Below are 25251 nucleotides of genomic sequence, written 5' to 3'. Positions count from 1 at the left end.
GAAAAGGAGGCGCGCCCGCCACCTTCCCGGCAGGTCGCAGTGCCCTCCCGGCTCAGGGGTAAAGTCCCAAATGTCTGCCGGTGCCGCTCAATCACGACGAGCTGAAGGCTGAGCCCCCAGCGACTATACCCCGTTTGGCAGGCCCCAACGCGTGAAATTCCAAATGGACCCAATCGCTGGCCATTCTTCGCTCGAGAAGTCCCAATTGTAACGAAACGACCTCGTCGGATTGCCCTCACACCAGCCCAAATCCTGACAAAGTGAGGACATGACGCCGTCAGGTCTCCGGGCACGAAGTCTCACGCCGAGCCGGACTGATGGGGCTTCTCCACGCCCGTCGGCGAACGTTCGCGGAATTTCGGAGTCTGGAGAGGGATGGAGCAGGCATTTTTTGATCACTGGAGCACATTGGAGCGGACACTGGCGGTCGGCGTGTCAGCCTATGTCGCGCTCATTTTATTTCTTCGGATTGCTGGCAAACGCGTGCTTTCCAAAATGAATGCCTTCGATTTGGTGATCACAGTATCGCTCGGTTCCACGCTCGCGACGATCCTGCTCAACCGCGATGTGTCCTGGGCCCAAGGGTCAGTCGCGCTGGCGCTGTTGGTCGGACTGCAGTTCTTAATCACGTGGTTGAGTGTGAGGGTCGGCTGGGTGCGCCGGATGGTGACAGGAGAGCCGGCGTTGTTGCTGGAGACGGGTAAGCTCCACGATGCGGCTCTGCGCCGCGAACGGATCACCGCTGATGAGGTGCGTGCGGCCATTCGCTCCGCAGGCTTGGCGCGAGTGGACCAGGTCGCCGCCGTGGTGCTGGAAACCGATGGTTCGTTGAGTGTGATTACCCAGCACCCGCCGGAAGAATCCGTCTCAAGCCTCGTCGGCGTGAAGCGATCGGACGAGACCCGTATCGGCAAGAGGAACTGAAACCCCGGCAGCCATCGGGGTCACGGCAGCCATCGGGGAGGCAGCCATCGGGGTCAAGGCAGCCATCGGGGTCATGTCGTCAGATTGTCAGCATTGGCGTTGAGATGGGGGAATTTGAGGCAAACGAATTGGAGCTTCCCGCGTAGATTTCCATCGTTTTGAAGGGCACACGTCAGTTCCAAGAAATCCACCGCTATCCGCTGCTCGGTGGGACCTGCTGACAAAGTGACGACATGACCCCATCCGTTTGCCCCGCTCGATGAGGCCCTCCCCGGGAACGCCGAGCTCCAGCTCGGCCCCGCTACCCGAGCCTCCGCGCTCTCTGCGAGCTGCGCCCGAAGCGGTCAGCACGCATAACGGTCGCCTGAAGCGTCGGGAGATCGATGATCTCAGTCTACGAACGACTGAGAACTACAAATGTTTAAACCAGCCCCCTTTCTGCTCCCCTCGGATTGCCCTGACCTCCCTCGGATTGCCCGAACTACAAATGTTTAAACCTGACCCTTTTTTAGCGCCTGACCCTTTTTTAGCGCCCTTTTTTAGCGCCTGACCCTTTTTTAGCGCCTGGACGGAGAAGTCCCGGCTACGGTTCAAAACCCGCCTCAAGGCGATCACCTCGCGCAAGCGCGGGGTGGCGGTGGACAAAGTCATCACGGAGCTTCGTCGCTACGTGATCGGCTGGCTGGGCTACTTCGGGATCAGTCACACCTACGGGGAAGTGTTGGCACTGGAGGATTGGATGCGACGACGCGTGCGGATGTATTATTGGAAACAGTGGAAGCAACCGCGCACTCGGCGTCGCAATTTGATCAAACTCGGGGCCAACCCCGCCAAGGTGAAACTGGCGACGCGCAGTCGCAAAGGCTACTGGCGCATGAGCAGCAATAGCATCGTGCAGGCGGCGTTGACCAACGCCTATCTTCACGGGCAAGGGGTGCCGGACATGAGGTCAAAGTGGATCGCTATGCATTACGGGAACAACAGTGTTCCCGCCTGACGGAACCGCCCGGTGCCGAGCGGCACGCCGGGTGGTGTGGGACCTGTGGCCGATTGATCTTATATCAGTCGGTCACGGGGACCCGATTCGCCTCTGGTTTATGCAGGACAATCGATTCGATTGAGGTGGGGAAATGAAATGTCATGTCTGCGGTGGAGGGGATCTTTCTGGAACGTCAGCTCGGGTCCGAATCTATCTTCTTTTTGTTTCAGCTGGAATGGCGAATGACGGCTGGGAAACGACCTCGAATATTACTTCCGGCGAACGCCCGAGGTCAGACGGGACCACTTGTGGTCCTTGTCTGCACTGACTTGATAGGCTTGGTTCTCACGGTTCGGAAACAAGAAAAAGGGCCCCAGCACTTGCCAGCGAAGCAAGAATTAGGGCTCCTGCAACAAGGCGAGTGAATCCTTGGAAATCGAATGGCGCCGTAATGTGCAAGTCCTCGCCCCGCACAAATAGAAGAATGAACCAACCGCCAATCCAGCCGAAGAACATAAAGAATGGAAGATTTGTGATCCATCGGCCTCTGGCGTGCGATAACGACGCTCTGATTTCTTCGGGTAGCACCGACCAGAATCCAACGATGAGCGCGGTCGCCACCGTAAACACGAGGAGCCGCCTTTTACTTCGAACGTCGATCCAGTAATGCGGGGACATTTTGCCTATCGTTATAGGTGAGACGCGGCGGCCAGCGAATGTGAAATGGTGACCGCGTTGGGGAGGAGTGACCGGACAACGGCGGCCCTGGCCGTCGTTGTCTCGACCGGCTGGATGAACGAAGCCGCTGCGCGGCGCAGTGAGGAGTGAGGGGTATGACGTTCGGGACGCACGGCGGTTGACGATGTATTTTGGTCCGCCAATCGCAAGACTGGCGGTGCTATGTCCAAAAACAAATCCACCCGTAAAGGTCGCGACTTCCGTCGTGACGTCACCGAACAGTATCAATCGTTAGTGCGCTTCGATGAGATGCTCAAGCTGCGAAGCATGGCCTTCTCCACCCGCTCGGAGTATGTGCGCTACGTGCGCAAACTCGCGCAGCACGTGAAGCGCGATCCGGCCGAATTGAACGAGGCGCAGCTTCGCGCCTACCTGCTGCACCTCAAGGAGGTCCACCACTACAGCGGCAGCACGATGCGCACCGCCGTGTGCGCCATGCGCAACTTCTACGGCAAGTTGCTGGGCCACCCGTGGAAGCTGTTCGACCTGGTGCGCTCGCCCGATCGCAAAACCTTGCCCGCGGTGCTCACCCGCGCCGAGGTGGCGCGGTTGTTCGCGGCGATCACCGAACCTCGGTTTCGCACCATCCTGCGACTCATCTATGCGTGCGGGTTGCGTATCCGTGAAGCAACGACACTAGAGGTGACCGATATCAAGCGTGAGCCGTGCCGACTGCATCTGCACCACACGAAGGGGCAAAAGGAGCGCTACGTGCCGCTGCCCGAATCGATGCTCGAGGAGTTGCGCGCCTACTGGCGCACGCACCGGCATCCGAAGTGGGTGTTCCCTGGCACCGGTCGGGGCTGGCGCGAGGGGCCCGGTGCGCGCGAGCGCCTGGCTCTCGCGTCCGAACCGATGGGCGTGGGTTCGATCCAAAACTGCCTGCGGTTGGTCGTGCCGGTGGCCAAACTGCCCAAGGGCACCCACCCGCACACGCTGCGTCATTCGTATGCGACGCACCTGCTCGAAGAGGGCGTGAGCATCCGCTTGATTGCGCAGTTCATGGGCCACTCCTCCATTGAAACGACCGCCATTTACACGCATCTGACCGCCGTCAATGAAGCCGCCGCTCGCGCGGCGGTGAGTCGTTTGCTCGACGGCATTTAGTTAAATCCGTGTCGGCCTTGGCCGAGTGGCTCGGGGCGCAAGCCCCGGGCTCTGAAGTTTGGCGCGAGTGAGGCTTAATTATGGGAGTAGAACAGGGCGGAGGCGAGGTCGGTGGCGGGTTTATCCGATTTGTGGATTGGCCGGGTGCGAGAGCAGAAGTGCGATAAACTGTCCGGCCGTAGGTGGCGCGACCACAGTTCGACGCGCAGCTGGTTGATGAGCAGGCCAGTCGTGGCGCGGCGCGGGGGTTCACGACGTCGCCATTTGGCGAGGGGCACCGAGGGCGGCAGTCGATTCGAGCCGTAGGTTTTGTGCCCGGCGAGCAACAGGAGCGCATACGCGGCCACCGCGCAGGCGGGCTGGCGGCGCACCGCCTCGGGTTCGCGCAACTGCGCTTCGCTGACACCGAGCAGGTCCTTTTCGTCCTTGAAGTTGACCTCGATGTCCCAGCGCCAGAGGTATTCCTGCAAGATCTCTGCGAGCGGCACGTCCGCATCGGTGCAGATCAGGTAGGCGGGCTGCCGGTAGAGCAATTTGCCGCCTGTTTTCAATCGGTAGCCCAGGGGCGCGATCACGACCACCTGCACCAGCGTATCGACTCCGGTGATACGGGCGAGCACCGGCCCCTGGGTTTTGATCTTAAAGTCGTGACGCTTTGCGGCCGCAAAGGCCGACACCCGGGTCCACCCGACGGTGTCGTCCACGCGCAGCTGTTCGGGCGTGGGCAAGGTGTCGCCATACTTGCGGGGGCGGCCGTTCTTGCCGGGCTGCGCTGCGTAGGGCGCGTAGAGTTTGGTGTCCTTGCGCACCCGGCCGATCAGCACGGTGTTTTCCGGCAGTTGGCGCAGGAGGGTGCGGTTGGTGAAGCGCCCGTCGCTCACCCAGTGGATGGGCCGTTGGGTCGCGGTGCGCAGGTGCGCCATGCGTTCGGCGGCGACTTTGTTGATGTTGGCCTGTTTGCGCGCCTCCACATACGCCGCCTGCGCCTGGGCGTCGGCGTGACGCGAGGGCTTTTTGGGCAATGGAGCCTCTTGCCAGTCCACCGGCACCAGCCGGGCGGAGCCGTCGTCGGCGGGCATCGCGGCGCTGAACTGGAGCACGCGCTGGCCCCAGATGAAGTTGACGTTGAAGGGCGGACCGAGGGGGTCCTTGCGCCAGCCGCAGCCGGGGATGCACCGGCCGGTCTTGCGTGTGATGGAGTCGTCCAATGCGACCACCCAGGGCCGGGTGGCATCGGTGGCAGCCAGTGCCTCGGTGCGCACGTGTGCGAAGATCGGCTCGACCGGCAGGCGTTGCAGCAACCGATAATCCGCCGACCAGTCCCGGTGCTGGGAGCCAGCGGTGCTCAATGCACCGGTCACCGTGTGGCGGCCCAGGTTGAGCAACCCAGCCAGCCATTGCGTGCGGGCGCGCGCAAAGTCCTCGGGCAAGTCGAAGACCGGCGCGAGACCATCGAGCAGGGAATCGAACGCTTCGCTCAACGAGGCGTTTTTTTTACAGGGACCCTGTCGGGCGGGACTTCACGCCGGGAGACAATGAGGTGGCCCTTGTCGTGGATCGTCCACTCGACGGTCTCGCCTTTGGCGAAGTCCATCGCTTGAGCGATGGGAGTGGGGAAGTTGATATAGAACTGGGAAGTTTCCTTCCGCTGAATGCATTGAACTTTAGTTGGATAGCCCATGAAGATAACTAGTTTAATTACTAGATTAATGACAAGCCCTTTCCTCCCAAAAAACTAGTCGGTGCCAAACTTCAGGGTCGGGCTTTACGCCCGACGCTGCATCGGATTGGCTCCGTCTCATGTCTGAATCGCCGCAACGTGGCCCCGGTTACGGTGCGTTACGACGGGGGCGGATTGATCTGCCGGGCGCGACATATTTTCTGACCATGACGGTCAGGCGTCCTCTCCGATTTCGAAGTGGTTTGATGGAAACGGACGTGTGTCGCTCGTTGCAGAAGGGGGCGCATGACTTGGTGAAGGAGGATGCATGGTGGCTTCATGCCATCGTGATCATGCCGGATCATGTTCACATGCTGGTGCGGTTGACATCGGGCACCTTGGCGGCGGCGGTGCGCGCTTGGAAAGGGAGGCAGTCGACGCCATTGCGGAAGCGAAACCTGTCGTGGCAACCGGGTTTTTATGATCATCGGCTGCGACCGCAGGACCAAGTCCTGGGCGTGGTTCGATACATGTGGCTCAATCCCTACCGGGCCGACCTCGTTGCCGACGATCAAGTCTGGCCGGGGTGGTGGTGCAGTGAACAGGTCTCCATCTGGCTGGGTCAGAATGCAGCGGATGACCGCGATGTGCTTCCTCCGGCATGGTGGCGGTGATAAGCGGGTGTCGGGCATAAAACCGGACCCACGAGCGGCTTGGAGGAACAGGCGGGCCTAAAGCCCGACCCACGGGGGGGGCTGATGATTGAATACGCACGGGCCCGACCTTGCGGCTGATTCGGCCCAGTCTGGGAAAATTTTTAGACAATATAGACAAAAGTTCGGGGTGGTGGCGCTTAAAGGGGTAAACTCGCCTCGAAACGTCTCATCATGCCCAAACCCTCTTCGCCCGATTCCGACTGGCGCTCCTGGTTTCAAACCTATGGAGCCCGGTTGCTGCTCGCCGCCCGGCAATGGACGCGATCGGCGGCGGATGCGGAGGATGTCGTGCAGGAGGCGTTCGTTCGCTTCTGGCGGCAGCAGCGTTCCCTGCCCGGAGAGCCCATGCCTTTGATGCTGACCTCGGTGCGGCGGTCCGCGCTCGATCTGCTGCGGCGGCGGGCGCGGCGTGAGCGTCGCGAACAAGAGCATGTCGATATCGCGGCGGAATCGTGGTTCGAACCGAACCCGGAATGCGACGACCGTGCCAATCACCTGGAGGAGGCCGTGGTGCAGCTCCCGTCCGAACAGCGCGAGGTATTGGTGCTCAAAATCTGGGGCGGGCTCACCTTCGCGGAAATTGCTGATCGACTCGACCTGTCACCGCACACGGCGGCTTCGCGCTATCGCTACGCGCTCGGTGCCTTGCGTCAGAAACTTTCAACCTTGGAAAATCATGGATAACGAATTTGCCGATCTGGAAGCCGAGCTCCGGCAGCTGCGGCCTCGTCAACCGTGCTCGCGGTTGCAGAGCCGTATCGCCGAAGTGCTCGACGCGCCTGAACTCGCCGCGCCGTTTCGTCCCCGCGAATCGACCTCCGGTTCATCGTCGCTGCCGCGGGCGGTTCGTCGCGTTCCGGTTTACACCACCGCCACGACCTGGACGTCGTGGAAATGGGCCAACTGGGGGGTGGCGGCGGCTTTGGTCGCGTTGATGACGGTGTTGTCGATTTCGCATTTTCCTCCCGCGATCACCGCCGCCGACCCCACCGCCGCGGTGGCGCTGGGAGCGGCGGTCGAGGCTCCCACGCTGCGTCCGGTCAAGGCCGGTCGCACCATCATTGGCAGTCGCTCCGACGGCGTCATCGAGCTGGCCGATGGTTCGGCGGTCGAGCGCGTGCGTGATTATTTCGTGGATACGATCGAATGGCGTGATCCGGCGGGAGTGGCCCAGTTGCGCTGGGAGGTCCCGCGTGAATCGGTGCGCTTCGTCGGGCTGGCGGCTTACTGAGAGCCGCGCCTTCGTGCTTATTATTTCAACCCTGCTTAAACCAAAATCATCCGAACTCGAAACATCATGAACACACCTCACTTCCGCCGTCTCGGCGGCATTCTTTTAATCGCTGCGCTGGCGGTGCCCATGGCTTCGGCGGCTCATCATGAAGATGATGAGGAGCACCATGTCGAAGTGATCGTATCGGGCGACCACGACGGTCAGTCCGGCGGCAACATGACATTCGGTTGGGTGCACGAGGATGCTGAAGCCGCCGATCCCAGCGCATTTCTGGGCGTGGAAACCGCGCGGGTTTCCTCGACGCTGACGACGCAGCTCGGCCTCGACCGTGGCATCGGCCTCGTGGTGAGTCGGGTCGTGCCGGAAACGGCGGCGGCGACGGCGTTGGCCAAACACGACATCCTGATCAAGTTTGACGACCAACTTCTCGTCAGTGCCGATCAACTGGGCGTGCTCGTGCGTTCCAAGGACATCGGGACGAAGGTCACCCTCACGATCATCCGAGCGGGCAAGCAACAGACCGCCGAGGTCGAGCTCGGCGAACGCAAAGCCAAAAAAATGTCCCGCCAGTTTCGCGTGCTCGGCGATTCCGACTCGGGCAATGCCCACGGCAGTGTCGACGTGAAAGTCCTGCGCGACCATGCGCGCTCGGCGGGCGGTAACATTTCCCGCGAGGAGGTTGAACGCCTCATGCAGCACGTTCGATCCCGACAGGATGAAGGTCAGAAAATGGCGTGGGTCACCAAGGAGGAAGGTCCGGTTACGCGCATGCTCAATGTCAATCAAGGCAATGTCGTGTTTTCCGATGAGGACGGTATGGTCGAGTTGCTCACGGCGGGTGGCCAAAAGACCCTGGTGGTGAAAAGCGCCGACGGCGATGTGTTGTTCGATGGTCCCATTTCCAGTGAAGCCGATCGCGCCAAACTCAGCGATGCGTTAAAGCAGCGCCTGCAAAAGGTGGAGAGTATCGAGGACATCGAGTTTCACACCGACAGTTCGTTCGAGACCGATGACGTGCATATCATCACGCCCAAGGGAGGCTCGGCCCAGATCATCCGGCCCAAGATGGAAAGCCACGTCGTGGTCCAGGTCGCGGACAATAATTCCTGAATAGTGGTTTCAGCCCGGTCGTGCACCGGCTGCGTGTAGTTGCGCCAAAAAAATGCGGAGCCCGCCAAGGCTCCGCATTCTGATTTTATTAAACTATCGTAGGCGAAGCGCCGGATCAGCTCGCCATGGCGGGGGGCAACTCGTCGACCGCGGGACGCTTGAGAAAGGCGGAGATGATGAGGCAGATGATGAAGCTCACGATGAAAGCCATGATGAAGCCCATGATGCCGGAAGCGACCGGACCGGTCATCATCCGCACCATGCCTTCGGCTTGTTCGATTTGGGCGGAGGTCATGCCGCGTTCTTCCATTTTGGCGATTTCACCCTCCACGATGATATCCTGCAGGCCGGGGTTGATCACCGTCATGTAGAGCACGTTGAAGAGGGAGCCGAAGAAGCTGGAGACCAGAGCGGTCAATGTGCCGGCGCCGAGGGCCCGACCGTATCCGAATTCCTCGTGGACGGGGGTGTCTTCCCGGCGGGCGCGGATGGCGAGAATGAGACCACCGATGGTGACGATGATGCCCAGCACCATGCCGATCATCTGACCGGTGGGGAGTTTTTCGGCGTTGGCGTGAAATCCGAGAACATTGAGGAGAAGGGCGATCACGAGCCCCGCGATGGCCATGCCGAGGCCGTAGAGGAAGTTGGTTTTCATGGGACCTGCACCGTGAGCGATTCTGATCGCATTGCCAACCGGACAATGGACGGGCGGTTTCCGCGCCGGGATGAGCGGCTGAGACCCGCTTGGCGACCTGCAACGGCGCCGCGCTGATTTTCCCGTCAAGCGTGCCCGGCCGGTGCCGATGCCTTGCTCAGACGGAGCGCATGGTGCGGCGGTGGAGACGGCGGAGGCGGCGGGTCGAGAGGCGTTGTTTCAGGCGTCCCCGCAGCAAACCGTAATTGCGGGAATCGTGGTGGAACTCGTGCAACTCCTCCTCGAGGTCGCGCGCGGAGCGTTGGTGTCCACAGAACAGCGCCAGTTCCAAGTCGGGCTCAAAAGTCGCGGGCCGCAGGGTCAGCCAGATAGGGGCCAACCAACGCATCGGCAGGTGCAGGGTGCGACGCACCACGGCGGTGGCGAAGCGTTGCGGGTCGATTTGGTGTTGGGCGCAGAAACGCTCGGCAAAAGTGGCGGTGCCCGAATCCGTAGCGTCCATGGGTTCGGAGGCGGCGTGGTTGGCGCCGCGGCGGGAGCGCGACTTCGCCTTCCCCCGTGCTGAATGACTGCCAGGCACCGGCGCGGCCATCAGTTGCGTCGACGGCGCCGCCCCATCGTGACCATGAAAGCCATGCCACCGAGGAGCGCGGCGTAGGTGGAGGGCTCGGGCACGGCGGAGGTGGGCGCCGCGGCGAGGGAGGCCCATGTGCCCGGGTCGGCTAGGTCGGAGTAAGCACTGGTGCTGGCGCTCAGTTTGAAACTGTTAACCGGCACATTGGAAAAATTGCCGGTATACGACGATGCCACCACCGCGGTGAGACTTACTGAGGTAAAACTGATTGAAGTGCCTGGGTCCATTCGACCGTAGGCGCTGAAATTGAAGTAGGCTGTGTTGTCAGCGACTGATGGTCCGGTGAGATTTATGGACGAGCCGACCGAGTTGAAGCTGCCGGTGAGATCCGTGAAAACGGGAGTAATGGTCGATTCCCTGAACCACCCGGAGGAGGTCGCGCTTGATCCCCCTGAATATGAAAGGTTGATGAGGGCGGTATTCCAGTCTGCGGGTGCGTTCACGACGAAGACCTGGCCCTCTGGTGCGGACCACGTAATGGCCACCGTGGTTTCTCCGGCGCTACTGAACTGGTAACTGAAATAGCCCAGGAGGTTTTCGCTGATCTCCGATTGGCTGAATGTATCACCATAGGCAGACGAGTAGGCTCGGTAGGTGTAAGTCTCAGTATCGAGCTCCCCGGAGATTGAGATTTGAGCCGGGCTTACCGAGGCCATCGCGGATAGACTGAGGAGGAGGACGGCGCACTTGGATAAATTCATGTTTTGCAGCGGGGAATTTCTCGTCGCTCCGCCATCCGGTTATCCGCAATGGCTGCGACGATGCCCCTCGATACAAGGGGTAATTACCCCATTCCTAGGCTGAATTGATCAACGGTAGCGAAGAATGACCAACGGTCGTTCTTTTGCAGCTGCGCTGCATTTATGGGCGGCGAGGCGGCGGGCGACTTGAGCCCGTTTCAGCTGCCAGGCACGCGGTTGCGAATCTCCGCCCACTGACGGCGACTTGCCGGGATGGGTTCGCTGAGGCCGAACAGCTTCACGCGTGGAGAGCCGACCAGTGGTCGATCGATTGCCTCGATCCGGTCCAGATTGGCCAAAGTGCCGCGACGAATCTGGGCAAAGCGATGAGCGGGCAGTTGAGCTTCCCAGGCTTTGAGGGTTTGCAACACGAGGATATCCCGACCGGTGGTCAGGCGGACGCGGGAATAGTTCTGTTGAGACTCGATGGCGGCGATGTCGGCCAAGGGCACGAACTCGGCGCCGCCTCCACCCCGCACCAGCACGGTGTCGGTTTCGGTGAGAGCGGGGGGCGCTCCGGTGCTGACCGGGCCGGTGGCGGCTTGCGTGGCGACCCGGCGCAACGACTGGGCCAGACGCTCGGCCGTTGCCGGTTTGAGCAGGTAGTCGACCGCGTTGACCTCAAAGGCGCGCACGGCGTGTTGCTCGTATGCGGTCAAAAAGACGATGCTCGCATCCGGTGCCACGTCCGGCACGAGGTCGAAGCCACTGCCGCCGATGAGTTGGACGTCGAGGAACACCAGATCGTAGTCGGCCGCTTTGCGTAGCCGACGGCGGGCGGCGATGATATTGCCCGCTTCGCCGACGATGGGGATATGCGGATGGGCGGCGAGCAGGCGGCGGATTTCTGCCCGAGCCGGCGGCTCGTCATCGATGAGGAGGGCGCGCAGTGGGGTGGTGGCGTTCATGAAGCTTGGGGCTCGCCGAGCAGTTTGAGCCGGGCGGTGACGCCAACGGGAGAGGGCCCGACGTCGAAGTGGTGACGAGCCGGGTAAAGGCGTTGCAGGCGCTCGCGAATGTTGTCGAGGCCCACGCCGTTCGAGATGCTGGGAGGGGCGGAACCGGGTTCGATCCAGCGTCCGGAGTTGCTGATTTCTATGTCGAGCGTTTGTGCGTCGGGGGCGTGCAGACGAATTGAGGCGACGATGCATTCCTCACTGGTTTGAGCCCCGTATTTGAGGGCGTTTTCCACCAGCGGCAGCAGCAGCAACGTGGGCAGGGCGCGATCGGCGGCCAGCGGGTCGAGATCGAGCGTGACCTGCAAATTGTCCTCCCAGCGGGCCTGTTCGATGTCGAGAAAAGCGGTGAGCATTTCCTGTTCTTCGGCCACCGTGGCGATACCTTCGGGCTTGGCCTGCAAGGCTTGCCGACAAAAGACGGTGAGGTGGTCAATCAACTCGGCGGCGTTGCCCCGGCCGCGGTGGACGCGGGAGCGCAGGCTGTTGAGCGCGTTGAAGAGGAAGTGGGGATTGAGTTGGTGGCGAAGGGCGAGCAGTCCGGCGTTTTCGGCTCGCAGCTCGGCGGCGTCGCGGGCGGTCGCGAGGTTGGCGGCAGCTCGGCGTTTGTAGAGCAGGACCAGTCCGAGCAATGCGGCGAGCAGCGTGACGGAAGTGGCGAAACCGATCGCCCGACCGCGTTGTAATCGCGTGCTTTCGAGCTCGGCCTCACGCAGGGCGGCGCGAGTGGCGGCGAGGATGGCGGCGTCTTCGGTCCGGCTCGTGGGCATGGCCGGAACCAACCTGGTCTGGGGCATCCGAAAACCGGAGGTGTTGGCGGCACGCTTCAATTTTTGGGCGCGGCGCACGGCGGCGTAGGCACCGTCGGTGTCGCCCATCCGGGCGAGCAGGGTGGCGCGCGCGTCTTCGAAATCGGCGGCAACGTCGGGTGAGATCGTGACATCGAGATCGGCCAGGCCTTGTTCGATGGCGCGGCGAGCGTCCTCGTTCCGGCCGCCGGCGCTCAGAGCCTGGCTGTAGTCATACCACGCGAGACGGGAACGACGGTGGTCCGACTCCAACGCGTCGCAGGCGGCGAACATTGCCACGGCCTGAGCCGAATCGTTTCGCGCTTGGAAAATTTGCCCGAGTTCGTCGAGGGCGCGCGCTTGGATTTGAAGGGAGTTGTCCTCTTTGGCTCGGGCCACCACGTCTTGCCAACGTGCTTCGGCCAGCGCCGTGTTCCACGTCATGGTGGAGACGGCTCGACGCACTTCGATGTTCAAGAGGTCGGCGCCAGGGAGTTTGATCAGCGCGTCAAAATAGGGCTCGCTGTTCCGGTCGCGGTCCAGCGTTTGTAAGACCTCCGTGACCGCCACGCCAGCCGCGAGCTGAAGGTCCGGAAAGTTGACATTGCGGGAGAGTTCCCACGCGCGTTGAGCGTCCCGCAGGGCGATCTCCGACTGGTTGATGCGTAGATGCAGGCGGGCGCTGGTGAGATAGAGGTCAGCCAGTAGTTCGGCCTCCTGTAGCGTTTCGGCGAGCCGGATGGCTTGGTTGAGATGAGAAATGGCCCGCGGCCACCGTTCTTGCGCCGCCTCGTTGGCGGAGAATCTGCGCCGCACCAAAATGGCGGCATGCGGTTCGTCGAGGCCGTCCTGGGTCACGCGACGTTCAATGGCTTCCTGTAGCATCTTTTCGCCGTTGGGGTCGTTGTCCGGGCTGGAGACATCGTGGACCTGGGCCGAGACGGCGGCGGAGATCAGCCAGAATACGACCCCTTTATAAAAGGAGAGACCGCGTCGAATCCGGGTCTCGTGGCGGTGAGCGATCCCAACCATCAGAACGGTAGGCGCAAGGTCACGTCGTAGGTGCGACCGAGCGGGGAGTGCAGGCTCTGGTTGTAGCCGTAGGGCGTGTTGGCAAATGGGGGCTGTCGATCGGCTACGTTGCCGATCCCGAGTTGGAGCCGCGCGTCGCGAGCGCGGCCGTGCCAGAGTCCTTGCCGGAACGTGTAGCCGATGCGCAGATCAACGGTGGTGATAGACGGCGTGGTGGTGGACTGATCGAGGAATGGTCCACTGCCGTTGGACTCGTAGTCGGCGAGGTAGCTCGCGAGCACCGTGATGTCCCAGGAGCCCCGGTTCCAGAGGAGGCGGGCGAGGCCGCGCCAAGAGGGAGGCGAAACGGTGTCGCTGCCGTCCGGGGTCTCGTCGCCGGGGCGATCGGGGCGGTCCGCAATTCGGTAGTCGAGCTGGCGCACGGCGTCGGCTTGAAGGGTAATCCGGCCAAGGCGATCGGAGGTGAAATCGTAACTCAAGCCCAGGTCGAGGTTGCGGGTGTAAATCTCGCCGAAGTTGATGGTGGTCGCGTCGATGGTGGTGATGCGGCCGCTGGCATCGCGAATGATGCGATCAGGGAAACGACTCTCATGGTTGACGAGGACTTGCTCGGGCAGGACGTTGAGTTTGTTGCGGTAGTAGACCTCGTCGGTGTGGAAGTGTAGTTGAAGTCCCGATACGGTGCGCGGATTGAGGGTGAGGCCGAATTGGTAGGTTTGGGACGTTTCGGCGGAGACGTGGGTGTTCCCGCCCCGGAGGCGGGTGACGGCGTAGCGCGTGCCGCCTTTTTGGGGGTCGGAGATGGTGAGCGTGCTGGAGGAAACGATGTCCTCCAATTCGGTGAGAGCCGGAGCGCGGAAACCCTCCGCGTAGTGGGCGAATACAGTGATGTCGGGCCCGGGTTGCCAATGCAGTCCGAGGGAAGGGGAAGTCTCGGAAAACGCATCCGTGCGTTCGTGTCGGGCGGCGATTCGCGCGCTCAGGTGGCGGATGAACGGGAGCGCGTTATCTTCACTCACCCATGGCAGATATATCTCGGCAAAAGCAGCGCTGCTGGTGCGGGTGCTGGCGATCTCGGCCGGTTGGCCGATCACGGGATCGGTGGAGGCGCGTTCGCGTTGAGCGCGCGCGGTTTCGGCCCCGGCCGCGAACAGGATGTCCCCGGCCGGCAACGGGAAGACGGGGCCGCGCAGGGAGGCATCCAAACCGGCGACCTGCGAGACGCCGACGATGCGGGACGTCTTCATGAGGACCTCGTTGAGGTGGGTATTGAGCGGGCCGTGCGTGAGCGGATCACCGAAGGCGTTGTAGCTGCCGTCAGCGAGGGCCGTGACGAAGGCATCCTCGTCGAGCTCGAGAGTGCGGCTGTCGAAGTGTTCACGGCTGTAGGTCGCCGCCACATCCCATTGCCAACGATCATCCGCGATGCCCCGCAGGCCGGTGGTGAGCGTGGTGAGCTGCACCCCGACGGTCTGGGTCCGTGGAGGCGCTTCCACCACGACGCCGGTGAAGAAGACGTCCTGTCCGAAAGGGTTGCGGCTGAGCGTGGCGGGGATGAGCGATTGCGCGCCACCGAACCCTCCGCCCGAAATGGCGGGAGGCTCATTGGTGGTTTCGGAGGAGTGGTCGGACCAAGAGAGCTGAGCGAAAGCTTGAAGGTGTGGGTTGACCGTGAAGGTGGCGCTGCCGCGCAGTCCGAGTTGTTCGGAGGAACCGATGAGGTCTTTAGTCGCAGCGGAATCGTAATAGCGCAGGCCCGCCCCGGTAAATCCTCCCGCGCCCGTGAAATCGTGCGGGGTGAGGCCATCGCCATTTTGGTTGGTCGGGACTAGCACGTAGCGTGCGGGGGTTCCATCGCTGTCGGTGATCCCATCGAACCCTCCGACGGAAGCCGAAAGCACTGCCGGGGAGCCGACGACGAGGCGATGGTCGCGGCCGCCGCGGGCGGTGAGGTCTTGGTTGGCGGAGAAGGTGCGTTGCGCGGCCTTGAGCGCGTTTTGGGAGCGAGCCGTGGCGCTGAAAAACAGACTGAGTCGGTCACGGGTCATGCCGGTGGAAAGGGTGGCGTGGCGCTCAAAGGCACCACCATCGAAGGTGCCGCGAATGCCGCTGGTGAGTTCGGACCCGGTGTAGTGGCGACGCAGGATCACGTTGATGACGCCGCCGACCGCATCGGAGCCGTGCACGGCGGAGGCCCCATTGGCGAGGACCTCAACGCGTTCGACCATACCGAGGGGGATCGAAGACAAATCATAGAATCCCGCCCCGGTGGAACTCGCGGTGTCCTCTTGCGTGGCGAGTGGCAGACGGCGACCGTCGACCAGCACGAGGGTGCCGCCGGCTCCGAGGCCACTGAGACCGACCGAGGAGACTCCCGTTTGACGAAGCGGAACGGCGGAACCCGTGGTGAAGTTGAACAACGATGTTGCGGTGCCGTAGCTGGGAGCGCCGTTGGGCACGGTGCCGAATTCCGACGCGGAGCCGCCATAGGTCTGAGGCAGCAAATTGATGAGCTGGGCGAGATCAGTGGCACCCGAACGCTCGATAAAGGTCTCGTCGAGCACCACCACATGAGGTTTGGCAACGTCATCCGGCGCGGCCAAGCGAGTGCCGACAACCGGAAACGGATCGAGCATGTTTTCCCCGGACGACAAGGTGGCGACCGGCTGATTTTGGGCGAGCGCAGCGAAGGTAACAAACGATGCAACTCCAACCCGGAAGAGTAGCTTGATCGGAGATAGCGTCATCCGCCTGCCAAAAAACAAAGCAGCCCGGTAGGTGTCACGTGATTAAGGGCAAATGCACCTGCCTTGCACTTGTTGAGAGGGCCGCAAACGCGCGCGACCGGAGGGCGTAGGAGGGAAGGCCCTATCGATCGCCGTCGATCATGCGGCCGAGACCGCCGAGGATGGAGCCTTCGCCCTGGGACTTGCCGCCGGCTTTGGGGGCGGCGGAGATGATGCGATCGGCGAGGCGGGAGAAGGGCAGCGATTGCAGCCAGACCTTCCCGGGACCACGCAAGGTGGCGAAGAACAGGCCTTCACCGCCGAACAGGGCCGATTTCACGCCGCCCACAAATTTGATGTCGTAGTCGATCGAAGGTTGGAAACCGACGATACAGCCGGTGTCGACCCGCAAGGTTTCGCCCGGGGCGAGCGTGCGCTCGTGGAGCGTGCCGCCAGCGTGCAGGAAGGCCCAGCCGTTGCCTTCCAGTCGCTGCATGATGAAGCCTTCACCGCCGAAGAGACCGGCGCCGATGCGTTTGTTGAAAGCGATGCCGACGCTGACGCCTTTGGCGGCGCAGAGAAAAGAATCCTTCTGGGCGATGAGCTCGCCGCCGAGTTCAGCGAGATGCACCGGCACGATTTTGCCGGGATAGGGGGCACCGAAAGCGACGCGGCTTTTGCCCATGCCTTCGTTCAAGAACACGGTCATGAACAGCGACTCGCCGGTGAGCAGGCGCTTACCGGCGCCCATCAACGCGCCGACGAATCCCGTGGTCTTCGCCGAGCCATCACCGAAGATGGTCTCCATATTGATGCCGTCTTCCATATACATCATGCCGCCGGCTTCGGCGACGACGGCTTCCTGGGGGTCGAGTTCGATTTCGACGAACTGCATGTCGTCGCCTTCGATACGGTAGTCAATTTCGTGCATGGAGTTCATGGACAGGAGTTGTGGAGAAAAGCGGTGAGGTTGAAAATCGTGAAGTGCGGGAATGGAAACTTCGCGCGGCTTTGGAATGGGCGAAGGGGTCAAAATAAAACGCCCACGTCCCGCGAGCGGAACGAGGACGGTTGCGAGGTTCGCTGCTTAGGCGGCGAGAGGATGAGCTTCCGTGCGACGGACGGTTGTCTTGGCGTAGTCGCAAACTCCGACCCGGTGGTAGTCACTCAGCACGAAAGCGGCGAGGGCGATGCCCACAGCGATGAAGGAAACGAGGGCGGCGCTTAAACCGAGGGCGAGGGCAGCCGGAGTAACGAGAGCGGCGGCGAGGAGAGAGGCAGAGGAGATCATGGCAGTGGGATTGATGAAGTTCTTTGGTGGATGGTTGGGATACGCTCATCACCCCGCTGGTCCGCTCAAAGTTGCAAAAATCAGCGCGCATGGTCGAGCGGGCGGTTCGGAGTCACCGACTCCGTGTTGTCCCCGTCTTCCCGTTTCGATAATTCGAGCGGTCCGAGTCGTTCGGCCACGTGTTTATGGGAACTGGCTGGCTCGCCAGCTTTTCCGAGGCTGGAAGCCTCGGCCACGGGGAAAACAGCGCGTGCATCGTGGCCGAGGCATCTTGCCTCGGTGCAAGCTGATCGGTTGAGCGTAGGAGCAAACCGACATATCCCCGACCGCTGCCGTGGAGTCGGGCATGGTATCTTGATTACCGAGTGACGATCCACCTACCCGTCGCCAAAATTAAGAATCAAAGCGGGGGGACCTGTTTTTCGGTCGCTCAATTCAAAAAACTACAATTGTTTAAGCCTGACCCTTTTTTACGATCCGCCGTTTGTTCGCGGTCGAGCTTCATGAGTGAAGTCGTTCGCCGGTGTTATCAGTCGTAGGGCCGGACATCAGCTTTCGCACGAGCCGGTAGACCCTCGTTACTTGGTGACGGGGCCATGGAGTGTCTGGGTGTTGGTCCAGTGCGGCTGCCCTCTCAAGTGCCGCTTCAATTCCATCGCGCAGCCCTTGGGGGTCAAAGCTGCCTTTTCGGTCCGGGCTGTAGTTGGCTAGAACTTCTCCGAGAGCCCTTTGGCAATCGTGGCGATCCGCGAACTGGCGGTTGTCCCGTTTGTGCAGATACAGCCAAAGTTCGAAACACGGATTGCTCAAGGCAACGTGGTATCCGCTTGCGCGCGCCCTGCGACAGACATCGTCGAGTTCAGCCTCGCTCCAAGCATCGCGGTCGATGACGAGCCAGCCCTCATCGCGGCTCCGTTCATACGCCCGAAAAGCGAGGTCGAGACGATCATAGACTTCACTGGGCCTGGATTTATCCTTGGGGTTGGAAACCGGCTTGTATTGCATCGGGTGTTCGCGCGCAGTGCGAAAGAGGTCGAAGTAACAAGGCTCGGTCGCGCGCCCTTCCATCGCCACGACGATGAATCGTTTGGGTTCTTGAAAACCCGTTCGGCGAGTGCGGCCGTTGCGGCGGTTTCGACTCATTCTACGGCAGATGCGAGTTCGGGCGATGGGGTCGGGAAGGAGCGCACGGCGGGCAGGCCGTCGAAGCGGCCGAGTAGGTAGCTTTTGCGGATGTCCTTGTCGTTGCGCACGCCTTTGAAATCGCTGAGCGCAGTGAGACTGGAATGCCCGTCGGACTGTTTGGTAATAAACCAGACCTCGTCTCGACGCAGGAGCTCCTGATCGAGCAACAGTGGATCGTGAGTGGTAAAGAGCAACTGGGTGCGCGACTCGGAGGTGCGCGACGCAAGGAAGGCCTCGATCAACTTACGCGTGAGGTGAGTGTGCAAACTGCGGTCAAGTTCATCGATGAAGAAGACTTTTCCGGTGTCGGGCGCAGTCAGTTCGTAGAAAGCCGGCAGTAGGTCGATCAAGCGCTCCGTGCCCTCGGACTCATCGGCGATATCGAAGAGAACGGGGTTGCCTGCACTATCTTTACGCGAAGTGGTAAGTTTGTAGGCCTTGGTGACACCGTCTTCACGGGTGAACATGTAGCGCGTTCGGTCTGGTCCACGCATCAGGATCACGTTGTTCTCCTTACCTGACTCCAAGTCGTTGATGATTTTATTCGCTATCTCTTTGGGAATGCGCACGGCATCGAGCGGCACCGGCTCGTTGGTGATCTGGCTGATGCCGGTATCCGCTCGTGCAAGGCTATCGAGGCAGTAGGAGCGGAATGCTTTTATCTGAGACAGATTGAACTCGGCTGGACGAAACTCCGTGTGCGGATCGATGAGCACGAGTTGGTTTTTGAACCAGTCGCCGACCTCCTCAAGCAGCGGAATATTGCGCCCTCGAACGGCGCCAAGAAACAACTCGTTGGCCAGTGTATCGCGGCCTTTGAAGCGGACAAATTCGTCCTGCTCAGACTCTAGTTTGAGAATCTTGAATGAGGTAGGATCCCATTCGAGTTTGCTGCCGGAACGGGTGCGGCGGAACACGGGGCGGTAAGTGTCAGCCTTCAGGAGTTCGAGCGACTCCTCGATTACGTGTTCGTGGGTCACCGTGAAACCATAGCGCACCTGCCGACCGTCGATCAGCAGGTCGAAGCCGAAACGGGATGGCGCCAGCATGCAGGCGGGATCAAGCCGGAAGGGCTCGCGGGCGATACGGTCTTCGGGCTTGACCCCGCCGCGCACGATCAAGTGGCGAGCGAACTTTAGCGCGAGGTAGAGGCTTGATTTGCCCGAACTATTTCCACCGTAAAATGCAGTGATGGGGAGGACGGACAATTTGCCGGGAGCGTGATGGAACACGCGCTCGCGGTGCTGGCGCTCGGCTGTGGCCAAGGCAGTGAATTCGATCTCTCCACGAAAGGAGCGAAAATTTTCGACGCGAAAATTAATCAACATGGCGAGAAAATGTCTCGGTAATTTGTTGTTTTATCAAATGTAAATGCGATTTTGTTACCCATTAGGAGAAATTATCTCCTATGTCGGCCTAAAGGGGCAGCCAAAAAGGATACAAGGTTTAAACAATTGTAGTTTGAGTGAATCTTGAGTTTGGCGCTGGCCAAGAGCGGGGTCATTTCGCGAACCGTTGAATTGACGCGAAAGGGGCTGGGGTGGCTGGGCTGGGTATGTCGCGAAGCCTGCGGATGGAACGGGATAGCGGAGTCTACCGCCTGATCATTCGGAGAACTACCGTTAGGATTTGTTTGGGGATGAAGGCAGCCTGTTTGCAGACATTTTTCCGCGGAGCGCCTGCAAGCAGGCTGCCTACCAGCGTAGACGGGGCTAAATCAGCGGGGTCTTGTTTGGGCTCGGTCGTTATGCCTGACTCCGTTTTGCGGAAACGGAAGGTTCGTTAGCGGCACTGCGGTCCGGTGATCGTTCGTTCAATTCGACTGGAAAAGTTCGTTGGCTCGCAGGGCGGCGGCGAGGCGGGTTTCGACGCGGAGTTTGAGCAGGATGCTCTCCAGGTTTTTTTTCACGGTGCAGAGTTGCTTGCCCACGATGACGGCGATTTCGGGATTGGTCTTGCCTTGGGCCACCCAGAACAGGGTCTCGGTTTCCTTGGGGGTGAGACCGAGGGCCAGCAGATCGTCGGGGCGGGGCGGGGGGGCTTCTTCCTCCAACGTGATGAGCAGGGTCCCGGGGTCCGATTCGGCGGGGCGGCGACTGATATGGAGGCGCGGAGCTTGGTCGTGATTGACGACTTCCACGCCTTGTTCCAACCACTGCTGCAGGGCGGCCTGCCCACCGTGGCGGGAAACCAAGGCCTGCGCCTGACGGGTGCTGAACAGGATTTCATTGTGCGGTTGGGTGACGACCAACATGGCGCGCGTGAGGGAGTTTTTCAGCGCAGTTTCCGCCTTGATGCTGCGTTGGAGGGCGGCGTCCAGGCGGTCGTTTTGCTCGTGCAACGACTTCTGCAGTTGGCGGATTTCCAGGTGGGCCTGGATGCGGGCGAGCACTTCGTTCGGGAATACCGGTTTGGTCAGGTAGTCGATGGCACCGGCCTCGATCCCTCGAACTTTGTCAAAAGGGTCGTCCAACGCCGTCATGAAAAAGACCGGCACATCGCGGCCCGCCGCCATTTGTTTGAGGCGTCGGCAGGTTTCCAATCCGTCGAGTCCGGGCATCATGACGTCGAGCAGGATGAGGTCGGGCTCCTGCACTTCGAGGGTTTCCAGCGCTGCTTTGCCGCTATCGCACACGAGCACGTGATAGCCGGCGGCAGTCAGGTCGTCGAAGAGGACGTCGATGTTTTCGGGCACGTCATCAACGACGAGCAGGGTGGCGTTGGACGGGTCAAAGGTCATGGGATTGAGGTCGTCGTCGTGTCGGGGGTGAGAGCTTGGGTGAGGATTTCGCGAATCGCGCCGGTGCGGTGTCGGGCGGCGAGTTGGTCGAGTTGTTGTCGAAACGCGGCGCCGGTGGCGTCGACCGGAGCGGCGGCGAGTAGGGCTCGCAGCTTTCCCAGGTCGGCTTGGCGCGCAAGATCGAGCCAGATTTGCAGGTCACTCCGCGAAGGTCGTTCCAGGTCGAGAATCGGGATCGGAGCGGATTCGCTCGATGGAAAAGGAGCTTGGGAATCCGGGTCGGTGATGCTGATCCAGCGCAGTTGTAGTTGTTCGGCGATGGCGGCGAGCAGGGTGGCTTCGTCGACCGGTTTGGGCACGAAGGCATCACCGCCGGTTTCCTCGGTGTTGGTGGATTCGATGCCGAAAACACTGGCGCTCACGACGATCAGTCGCGGGCGATTTGGTTGGGCGCGAAATTGCCGGGCCGCTTCGGTGCCATCCATCCCCGGCAGGTGCAGGTCGAGCAACACCAAGTCCACGGGATGCTCGGTGTGAGCGGCGAGGGCGGATTCGCCGTCCGCCACTTCCTCGACGGTGAAATCGAGCAGCGAGAGCAAGTCGTTCAACACTGCGCGGTTTGTGGCCACGTCGTCGACGATCAACACGCGCTGCCGTGGACCCTCGTAACCCGTGATGCGGGTCACGGCTGTTGCGGTCGGCTCTGCCGGAGTCTGTTCCAAAGCCAGATCGAAGTGAAATCGGCTGCCTCGATCTACCGTGCTTTCCACCTCAATTTTTCCACCCATCAGCGCGATGATCTGCCGGCTGATGGGCAGGCCGAGGCCGGTGCCGGCGATTTCAGGTTGATCGGCATCAGGTTCGACGGGGGCTTGATGAAAGGGCTCAAATACCGCGGTGAGATCGGTGGCGGGAATACCGATCCCGGTGTCGCGCACTTCGAAATGCGCGCGGCCGTCGTGCCAACCGAAGGCCAGCACGATCTGGCCGGAGGAGGTGAATTTCACCGCGTTGGCGAGCAGGTTGATCAGCACCTGACGGAGCTTCGGCTCGTCGGCGAGGACGCGGCGAGGCACGCCCGCGCCGAATTCGAGCAGGAAGGTCAACCCTTTGTCGGAGGCGCGCGTTTCAAAGGTCTCCGCGAGGCCGGCGGCGAGGCGCCGCAGAGAGCAGGGGGCAGGACGCAGAGTCATTTTATTGGCCTCAATCTTGGAGAGATCGAGGACCTCGTTGATCATGTGTAGCAGGTGCTGCCCGTTGCGACCGATGGTTTGGAGCTGTTGTTTGCCTTTGGCGGAAAGGCCCTGCTCGCGCCGCACAATTTGGGCGAAACCGAGGATGGCGTTGAGGGGAGTCCGCAGTTCGTGACTCATGGCGGCGAGGAAGGTGCTCTTGGCGCGGTTGGCGACTTCGGCCTGGGTTTTGGCGGCGGAGAGTTGCGCTTCGTTGGCCCGGAGCGTGGCCGTGCGGGTGGCGACCAACTGTTCGAGGTGGGCTTCACGGGCGCGCCCCCGCCAGGCGGCCCAGCGCACGCTGGCGGCAATCAACCCCGCGGCCAGGGCAAGGCCGAGGAGAGCGCACCACGGCGACATCCACCACGGCGACGCGACGGAGAACGGCATCGCGCTGATCGGGCTGGTCAATCCGTCGGCGTTGCGCGCCTGCACCTCGAAGCGATAGTTGCCTCCGGGCAGTCGGCCAAATTCCCGCATGGGCTGCGAGCTGTAGGAGGTCCATTCTCCCACGCCGTTGCGTAGAAGCCGAGTGCGGTAACCCGTTCCACCCGCCAGCGGGAAGTCGGCTGAGGCGAATTGAAACCCGATTGATGAGTGATCGGCCGGGATGCGGAAATCGGATGCCGCGTGAGTGAAGGCACCGGTCGCACGCAACCCGGGGGCGGACGGCGGAACGGGCTCCGGCAACTCGGCCAGGTCCACCCGGTTAAGGCCGAGGTCACCGCCCACCCAGAGGATGTCGCCCGCCTCTCCGGATTCTGACAGCAGGACATGGATCTCACCCACGGCAGTCGCGGCTGCCGGAAGCACACGCCGAGGTTGCGCGGCGTGCTTTTCGATTTCGCGCACCTGCCAGGTCAGTCCGCTTCGCGCGGCCGTGGCATCGGGTGCGAGTGCCACCCAAGCGCGGCTCCGCGAGGTCGTCGTGAAGACGCGCAGCCGACGGGGGCCAGCGATGGTTTCGTGGGTAGACGGATCGAGCAAATCGGCTTTCGCCGGGGGATCGGTCAACGTCCACAGTCCGTTGTCGTCGATGGCCAACCGATCATGGCCCCAGTGGAGCAGGTATCGATTGTAGGCCGGTTGCTGATTTACCGGGTGTTGAGCGTAGGTGCGGGCCACCCATAGTCGGCCCGTGAACGATTCGGCCATCTGCCCGAGCATGAGACGGTCCGGTGAGCTATTTTCGAAGGGGAGCGGAGGAAGAGGGACTGCGGGTTGAAAGCGCTTCAGGTCCCCGCTTACGTCGATACCCCACCATTCATCCTCGGCTGTTGGCAGCAAGGATAGAGCGGAGGTATTGCGCTCGGAAAACGCCACGGAGGACCAGCCGTCGGGGCCGGTTCGGATTAGTTGACATTCGATGGGGGAGGCGACCCAGACCGCTCGGGGATCATGGGGATCGGGGACCAGTCCGGTGACCCGGCTGGTGCCGCCGGGGATCAAGGCAAACCCGTCTTCCTGCCAGACGAACACCCCGTCCTCGGATCCAGCGAGCAATTGCCCCTCGTGTTCCAAAAAAACGGCGGTCCGGGCTTTCGGACCAGGCATCAACTGAAAGCGAGCCGGCCGGGAGCCGTCGCCCTCAGCTTCGTGGGGTTGCAGGCGGTAGACCCCGGCATCGGTGCCGGCATAGAGATCGCCGGAAAATCTTATGAGGCCATGAACGGCGGCGGAACCGAGTCCGCTGAAGCGATCGAATCGACTCACGGTATCCGGGAAAACGATACGAGCAACGCGCCAACCGTTGTGGACCCAGATGCTGTTCGAACGGTCGATGAACAACGCGCTGACTGCACCCGGAGGCAGTCCGGTGGTGGAGTCGATCGTCGTCAGCGTGGTGCCATCGTAGCGGAGCACGCGAAGGCGTTGTTCCCGGTCGACCGCGATCAGGTGCTTTCGACCGAGTGGCTTCGGGTGGAGCCGCCACCCGACGGGAGTCCCGGCGCTGTCCCGGGGCCAGGGTCGCACGGTGCCGTCACGCTCGATGGTCCGGAAGATCCCGGTCGAATCGCTGCTCAGCAGAAGACCGTTTTTCAGTTCCTGGAGGCGTGTATTCCCGCCAGTCAGGGGTTCCGAAAAGACGCGATCAGATTCCCATTTACCTTCGTTCCAGCGGCGCAGATGAAGGCCTTCGTCCAACACGTAGGCCGTGGTGCTGCCGAGGATGTATTCGCTCTGTTGGACATCGGTCGGTTTCCGCCAAAACGACCACTGACCGTTCCGCCTGATGCCGGCGCGGATGATCGGGGAGTCGCCGCTTCTCCATCCCATCGCGATGACCTCGCCGGGGTGGACCACGACGCCATAGGTGCTGGTCCACACGCCTTCCGGGGCACCGTTTTTATCGAGGTGCGCCTCACGCAGTTCCTCCCAGATCCAGCCACCGGTAGCGGTGGGGTGAGCGAATGCCATCAGGCTACCCCCCGCCACCAGGATCGAACCATCGGGTTGACCGGTGACCTGTTGAATCGAGGATTCGTGGGGCAGGGGCACCTGTTCAGTATGGCTGCTGTCGTGCAACAGGAGCGTTTGGCTCGTGGCGAAAATCATGCGACCGTCAGCCAACTGGCCAATCACGGGTTCCAGCGATCCGGCGGGGAGCGTGCCATCGGGAAACACCTGCACTTGCGGATGACCGAGCTCGCGGGAAGGGGCCCCCCAAGCAGTCGCGGCCCCGAAAGGAACCAGGCAGACCAACGCCATCCATGCCTGAGGGATTGTCAGCACGAGACCGAACATGGACCGATCGCCGTGAGGCTCAACCCTCCAAGATCATACCTAGTCCATTGACCCAT

General features: G+C 61.6%; 20 protein-coding genes. 7 read left to right on the top strand and 13 right to left on the bottom strand.

Annotation, left to right across the window (positions count from 1 at the left end; genetic code table 11):
- Window positions 1–375 precede the first annotated feature (375 nt).
- The 3 genes from PXH66_RS16890 to PXH66_RS16880 all read left to right on the top strand — a co-directional run bounded on the left by PXH66_RS16890 (window position 376) and on the right by PXH66_RS16880 (window position 3748).
- On the top strand, window positions 376–924 hold the full coding sequence (locus PXH66_RS16890; protein WP_330930108.1) for a DUF421 domain-containing protein: 549 nt from the start codon (window positions 376–378) through the stop codon (window positions 922–924).
- A 637-nt stretch (window positions 925–1561) separates the two neighbouring features.
- Window positions 1562–1921, top strand: a complete 360-nt coding sequence (locus PXH66_RS16885) for a group II intron maturase-specific domain-containing protein (RefSeq protein WP_345784010.1) — start codon at window positions 1562–1564, stop codon at window positions 1919–1921.
- A gap of 882 nt (window positions 1922–2803) precedes the next feature.
- Window positions 2804–3748, top strand: a complete 945-nt coding sequence (locus PXH66_RS16880) for a tyrosine-type recombinase/integrase (protein WP_330932082.1) — start codon at window positions 2804–2806, stop codon at window positions 3746–3748.
- A gap of 74 nt (window positions 3749–3822) precedes the next feature.
- Here the strand turns inward: PXH66_RS16880 and PXH66_RS16875 are convergent, their stop codons facing one another.
- Complete coding sequence (locus PXH66_RS16875; protein WP_330932081.1) at window positions 3823–5229, bottom strand: IS701 family transposase; 1407 nt, start codon at window positions 5227–5229, stop codon at window positions 3823–3825.
- 319 nt (window positions 5230–5548) lie between these two features.
- Here PXH66_RS16875 and PXH66_RS16870 point away from each other — a divergent pair, with 319 nt between their 5' ends.
- The 4 genes from PXH66_RS16870 (at window position 5549) to PXH66_RS16855 (ending at window position 8468) form a co-directional block, all read left to right on the top strand.
- Complete coding sequence (locus PXH66_RS16870; RefSeq protein WP_330930721.1) at window positions 5549–6082, top strand: REP-associated tyrosine transposase; 534 nt, start codon at window positions 5549–5551, stop codon at window positions 6080–6082.
- Window positions 6083–6295: 213 nt separating this feature from the next.
- Complete coding sequence (locus PXH66_RS16865; protein ID WP_330930720.1) at window positions 6296–6808, top strand: RNA polymerase sigma factor; 513 nt, start codon at window positions 6296–6298, stop codon at window positions 6806–6808.
- Entirely contained in the window at window positions 6801–7355 is a 555-nt protein-coding gene (locus PXH66_RS16860; protein ID WP_330930719.1) for a hypothetical protein, read from the top strand. The genes PXH66_RS16865 and PXH66_RS16860 overlap by 8 nt, the downstream gene beginning before the upstream one ends.
- A 66-nt stretch (window positions 7356–7421) precedes the next feature.
- Window positions 7422–8468, top strand: coding sequence for a PDZ domain-containing protein (locus PXH66_RS16855; protein WP_330930718.1), 1047 nt, complete (start codon window positions 7422–7424; stop codon window positions 8466–8468).
- A 115-nt stretch (window positions 8469–8583) separates the two neighbouring features.
- Here the strand turns inward: PXH66_RS16855 and PXH66_RS16850 are convergent, their stop codons facing one another.
- From PXH66_RS16850 to PXH66_RS16795, 12 genes are all read right to left on the bottom strand, one after another.
- Window positions 8584–9126: a DUF4199 domain-containing protein gene (locus PXH66_RS16850; RefSeq protein ID WP_330930717.1), complete on the bottom strand. Its 543-nt coding sequence runs from the start codon at window positions 9124–9126 to the stop codon at window positions 8584–8586.
- A gap of 157 nt (window positions 9127–9283) precedes the next feature.
- Window positions 9284–9628 (bottom strand): hypothetical protein, encoded by a 345-nt coding sequence (locus PXH66_RS16845; RefSeq protein ID WP_330930716.1) that lies wholly within the window; start codon window positions 9626–9628, stop codon window positions 9284–9286.
- An 89-nt stretch (window positions 9629–9717) separates the two neighbouring features.
- Window positions 9718–10461, bottom strand: a complete 744-nt coding sequence (locus tag PXH66_RS16840; RefSeq protein ID WP_330930715.1) for a PEP-CTERM sorting domain-containing protein — start codon at window positions 10459–10461, stop codon at window positions 9718–9720.
- Between the two features lie 197 nt (window positions 10462–10658).
- Complete coding sequence (locus PXH66_RS16835) at window positions 10659–11408, bottom strand: LytR/AlgR family response regulator transcription factor (protein ID WP_330930714.1); 750 nt, start codon at window positions 11406–11408, stop codon at window positions 10659–10661.
- The gene (locus PXH66_RS16830) at window positions 11405–13276 is read right to left on the bottom strand and encodes a tetratricopeptide repeat-containing sensor histidine kinase (RefSeq protein ID WP_330930713.1); all 1872 of its coding nucleotides are present in this window, start codon (window positions 13274–13276) and stop codon (window positions 11405–11407) included. Before PXH66_RS16830 ends, PXH66_RS16835 begins: the two co-directional genes overlap by 4 nt.
- The gene (locus tag PXH66_RS16825) at window positions 13276–16023 is read right to left on the bottom strand and encodes a TonB-dependent receptor plug domain-containing protein (RefSeq protein WP_330930712.1); all 2748 of its coding nucleotides are present in this window, start codon (window positions 16021–16023) and stop codon (window positions 13276–13278) included. Before PXH66_RS16825 ends, PXH66_RS16830 begins: the two co-directional genes overlap by 1 nt.
- 121 nt (window positions 16024–16144) lie before the next feature.
- Entirely contained in the window at window positions 16145–16942 is a 798-nt protein-coding gene (locus PXH66_RS16820) for a TIGR00266 family protein (protein WP_330930711.1), read from the bottom strand.
- Between the two features lie 147 nt (window positions 16943–17089).
- A complete protein-coding gene (locus PXH66_RS16815; protein ID WP_330930710.1) occupies window positions 17090–17293 on the bottom strand; it encodes a hypothetical protein in 204 nt (67 codons plus the stop codon).
- A gap of 501 nt (window positions 17294–17794) precedes the next feature.
- Window positions 17795–18436: an RloB family protein gene (locus PXH66_RS16810; RefSeq protein WP_330930709.1), complete on the bottom strand. Its 642-nt coding sequence runs from the start codon at window positions 18434–18436 to the stop codon at window positions 17795–17797.
- Window positions 18433–19806 carry an AAA family ATPase gene (locus tag PXH66_RS16805; RefSeq protein ID WP_330930708.1) on the bottom strand — a complete coding sequence of 458 codons (1374 nt, stop codon included), beginning with the start codon at window positions 19804–19806 and terminating at the stop codon, window positions 18433–18435. The genes PXH66_RS16810 and PXH66_RS16805 overlap by 4 nt, the downstream gene beginning before the upstream one ends.
- Window positions 19807–20291: 485 nt before the next feature.
- Window positions 20292–21218 carry a response regulator gene (locus tag PXH66_RS16800; protein WP_330930707.1) on the bottom strand — a complete coding sequence of 309 codons (927 nt, stop codon included), beginning with the start codon at window positions 21216–21218 and terminating at the stop codon, window positions 20292–20294.
- Complete coding sequence (locus tag PXH66_RS16795) at window positions 21215–25183, bottom strand: hybrid sensor histidine kinase/response regulator (protein WP_330930706.1); 3969 nt, start codon at window positions 25181–25183, stop codon at window positions 21215–21217. The genes PXH66_RS16800 and PXH66_RS16795 overlap by 4 nt, the downstream gene beginning before the upstream one ends.
- Window positions 25184–25251 lie beyond the last annotated feature (68 nt).

It is taken from the genome of Synoicihabitans lomoniglobus (genome assembly GCF_029023725.1).
GTDB classification, from domain to species: domain Bacteria; phylum Verrucomicrobiota; class Verrucomicrobiia; order Opitutales; family Opitutaceae; genus Actomonas; species Actomonas lomonigloba.
This window is presented reverse-complemented; position numbering and strand designations above follow the sequence as displayed.

What these genes read in the sequence shown, in the direction of transcription:
- PXH66_RS16870 (WP_330930721.1), top strand. Translation starts at nt 5,549, where the DNA reads ATGTCTGAATCGCCGCAACGTGGCCCCGGTTACGGTGCGTTACGACGG.
- PXH66_RS16835 (WP_330930714.1), bottom strand. Translation starts at nt 11,408, where the DNA reads ATGAACGCCACCACCCCACTGCGCGCCCTCCTCATCGATGACGAGCCG.
- PXH66_RS16845 (WP_330930716.1), bottom strand. Translation starts at nt 9,628, where the DNA reads ATGGACGCTACGGATTCGGGCACCGCCACTTTTGCCGAGCGTTTCTGC.
- PXH66_RS16810 (WP_330930709.1), bottom strand. Translation starts at nt 18,436, where the DNA reads ATGAGTCGAAACCGCCGCAACGGCCGCACTCGCCGAACGGGTTTTCAA.
- PXH66_RS16850 (WP_330930717.1), bottom strand. Translation starts at nt 9,126, where the DNA reads ATGAAAACCAACTTCCTCTACGGCCTCGGCATGGCCATCGCGGGGCTC.
- PXH66_RS16855 (WP_330930718.1), top strand. Translation starts at nt 7,422, where the DNA reads ATGAACACACCTCACTTCCGCCGTCTCGGCGGCATTCTTTTAATCGCT.
- PXH66_RS16800 (WP_330930707.1), bottom strand. Translation starts at nt 21,218, where the DNA reads ATGACCTTTGACCCGTCCAACGCCACCCTGCTCGTCGTTGATGACGTG.
- PXH66_RS16840 (WP_330930715.1), bottom strand. Translation starts at nt 10,461, where the DNA reads ATGAATTTATCCAAGTGCGCCGTCCTCCTCCTCAGTCTATCCGCGATG.
- PXH66_RS16880 (WP_330932082.1), top strand. Translation starts at nt 2,804, where the DNA reads ATGTCCAAAAACAAATCCACCCGTAAAGGTCGCGACTTCCGTCGTGAC.
- PXH66_RS16825 (WP_330930712.1), bottom strand. Translation starts at nt 16,023, where the DNA reads ATGACGCTATCTCCGATCAAGCTACTCTTCCGGGTTGGAGTTGCATCG.
- PXH66_RS16890 (WP_330930108.1), top strand. Translation starts at nt 376, where the DNA reads ATGGAGCAGGCATTTTTTGATCACTGGAGCACATTGGAGCGGACACTG.
- PXH66_RS16815 (WP_330930710.1), bottom strand. Translation starts at nt 17,293, where the DNA reads ATGATCTCCTCTGCCTCTCTCCTCGCCGCCGCTCTCGTTACTCCGGCT.
- PXH66_RS16865 (WP_330930720.1), top strand. Translation starts at nt 6,296, where the DNA reads ATGCCCAAACCCTCTTCGCCCGATTCCGACTGGCGCTCCTGGTTTCAA.
- PXH66_RS16830 (WP_330930713.1), bottom strand. Translation starts at nt 13,276, where the DNA reads ATGGTTGGGATCGCTCACCGCCACGAGACCCGGATTCGACGCGGTCTC.
- PXH66_RS16820 (WP_330930711.1), bottom strand. Translation starts at nt 16,942, where the DNA reads ATGAACTCCATGCACGAAATTGACTACCGTATCGAAGGCGACGACATG.
- PXH66_RS16805 (WP_330930708.1), bottom strand. Translation starts at nt 19,806, where the DNA reads ATGTTGATTAATTTTCGCGTCGAAAATTTTCGCTCCTTTCGTGGAGAG.
- PXH66_RS16860 (WP_330930719.1), top strand. Translation starts at nt 6,801, where the DNA reads ATGGATAACGAATTTGCCGATCTGGAAGCCGAGCTCCGGCAGCTGCGG.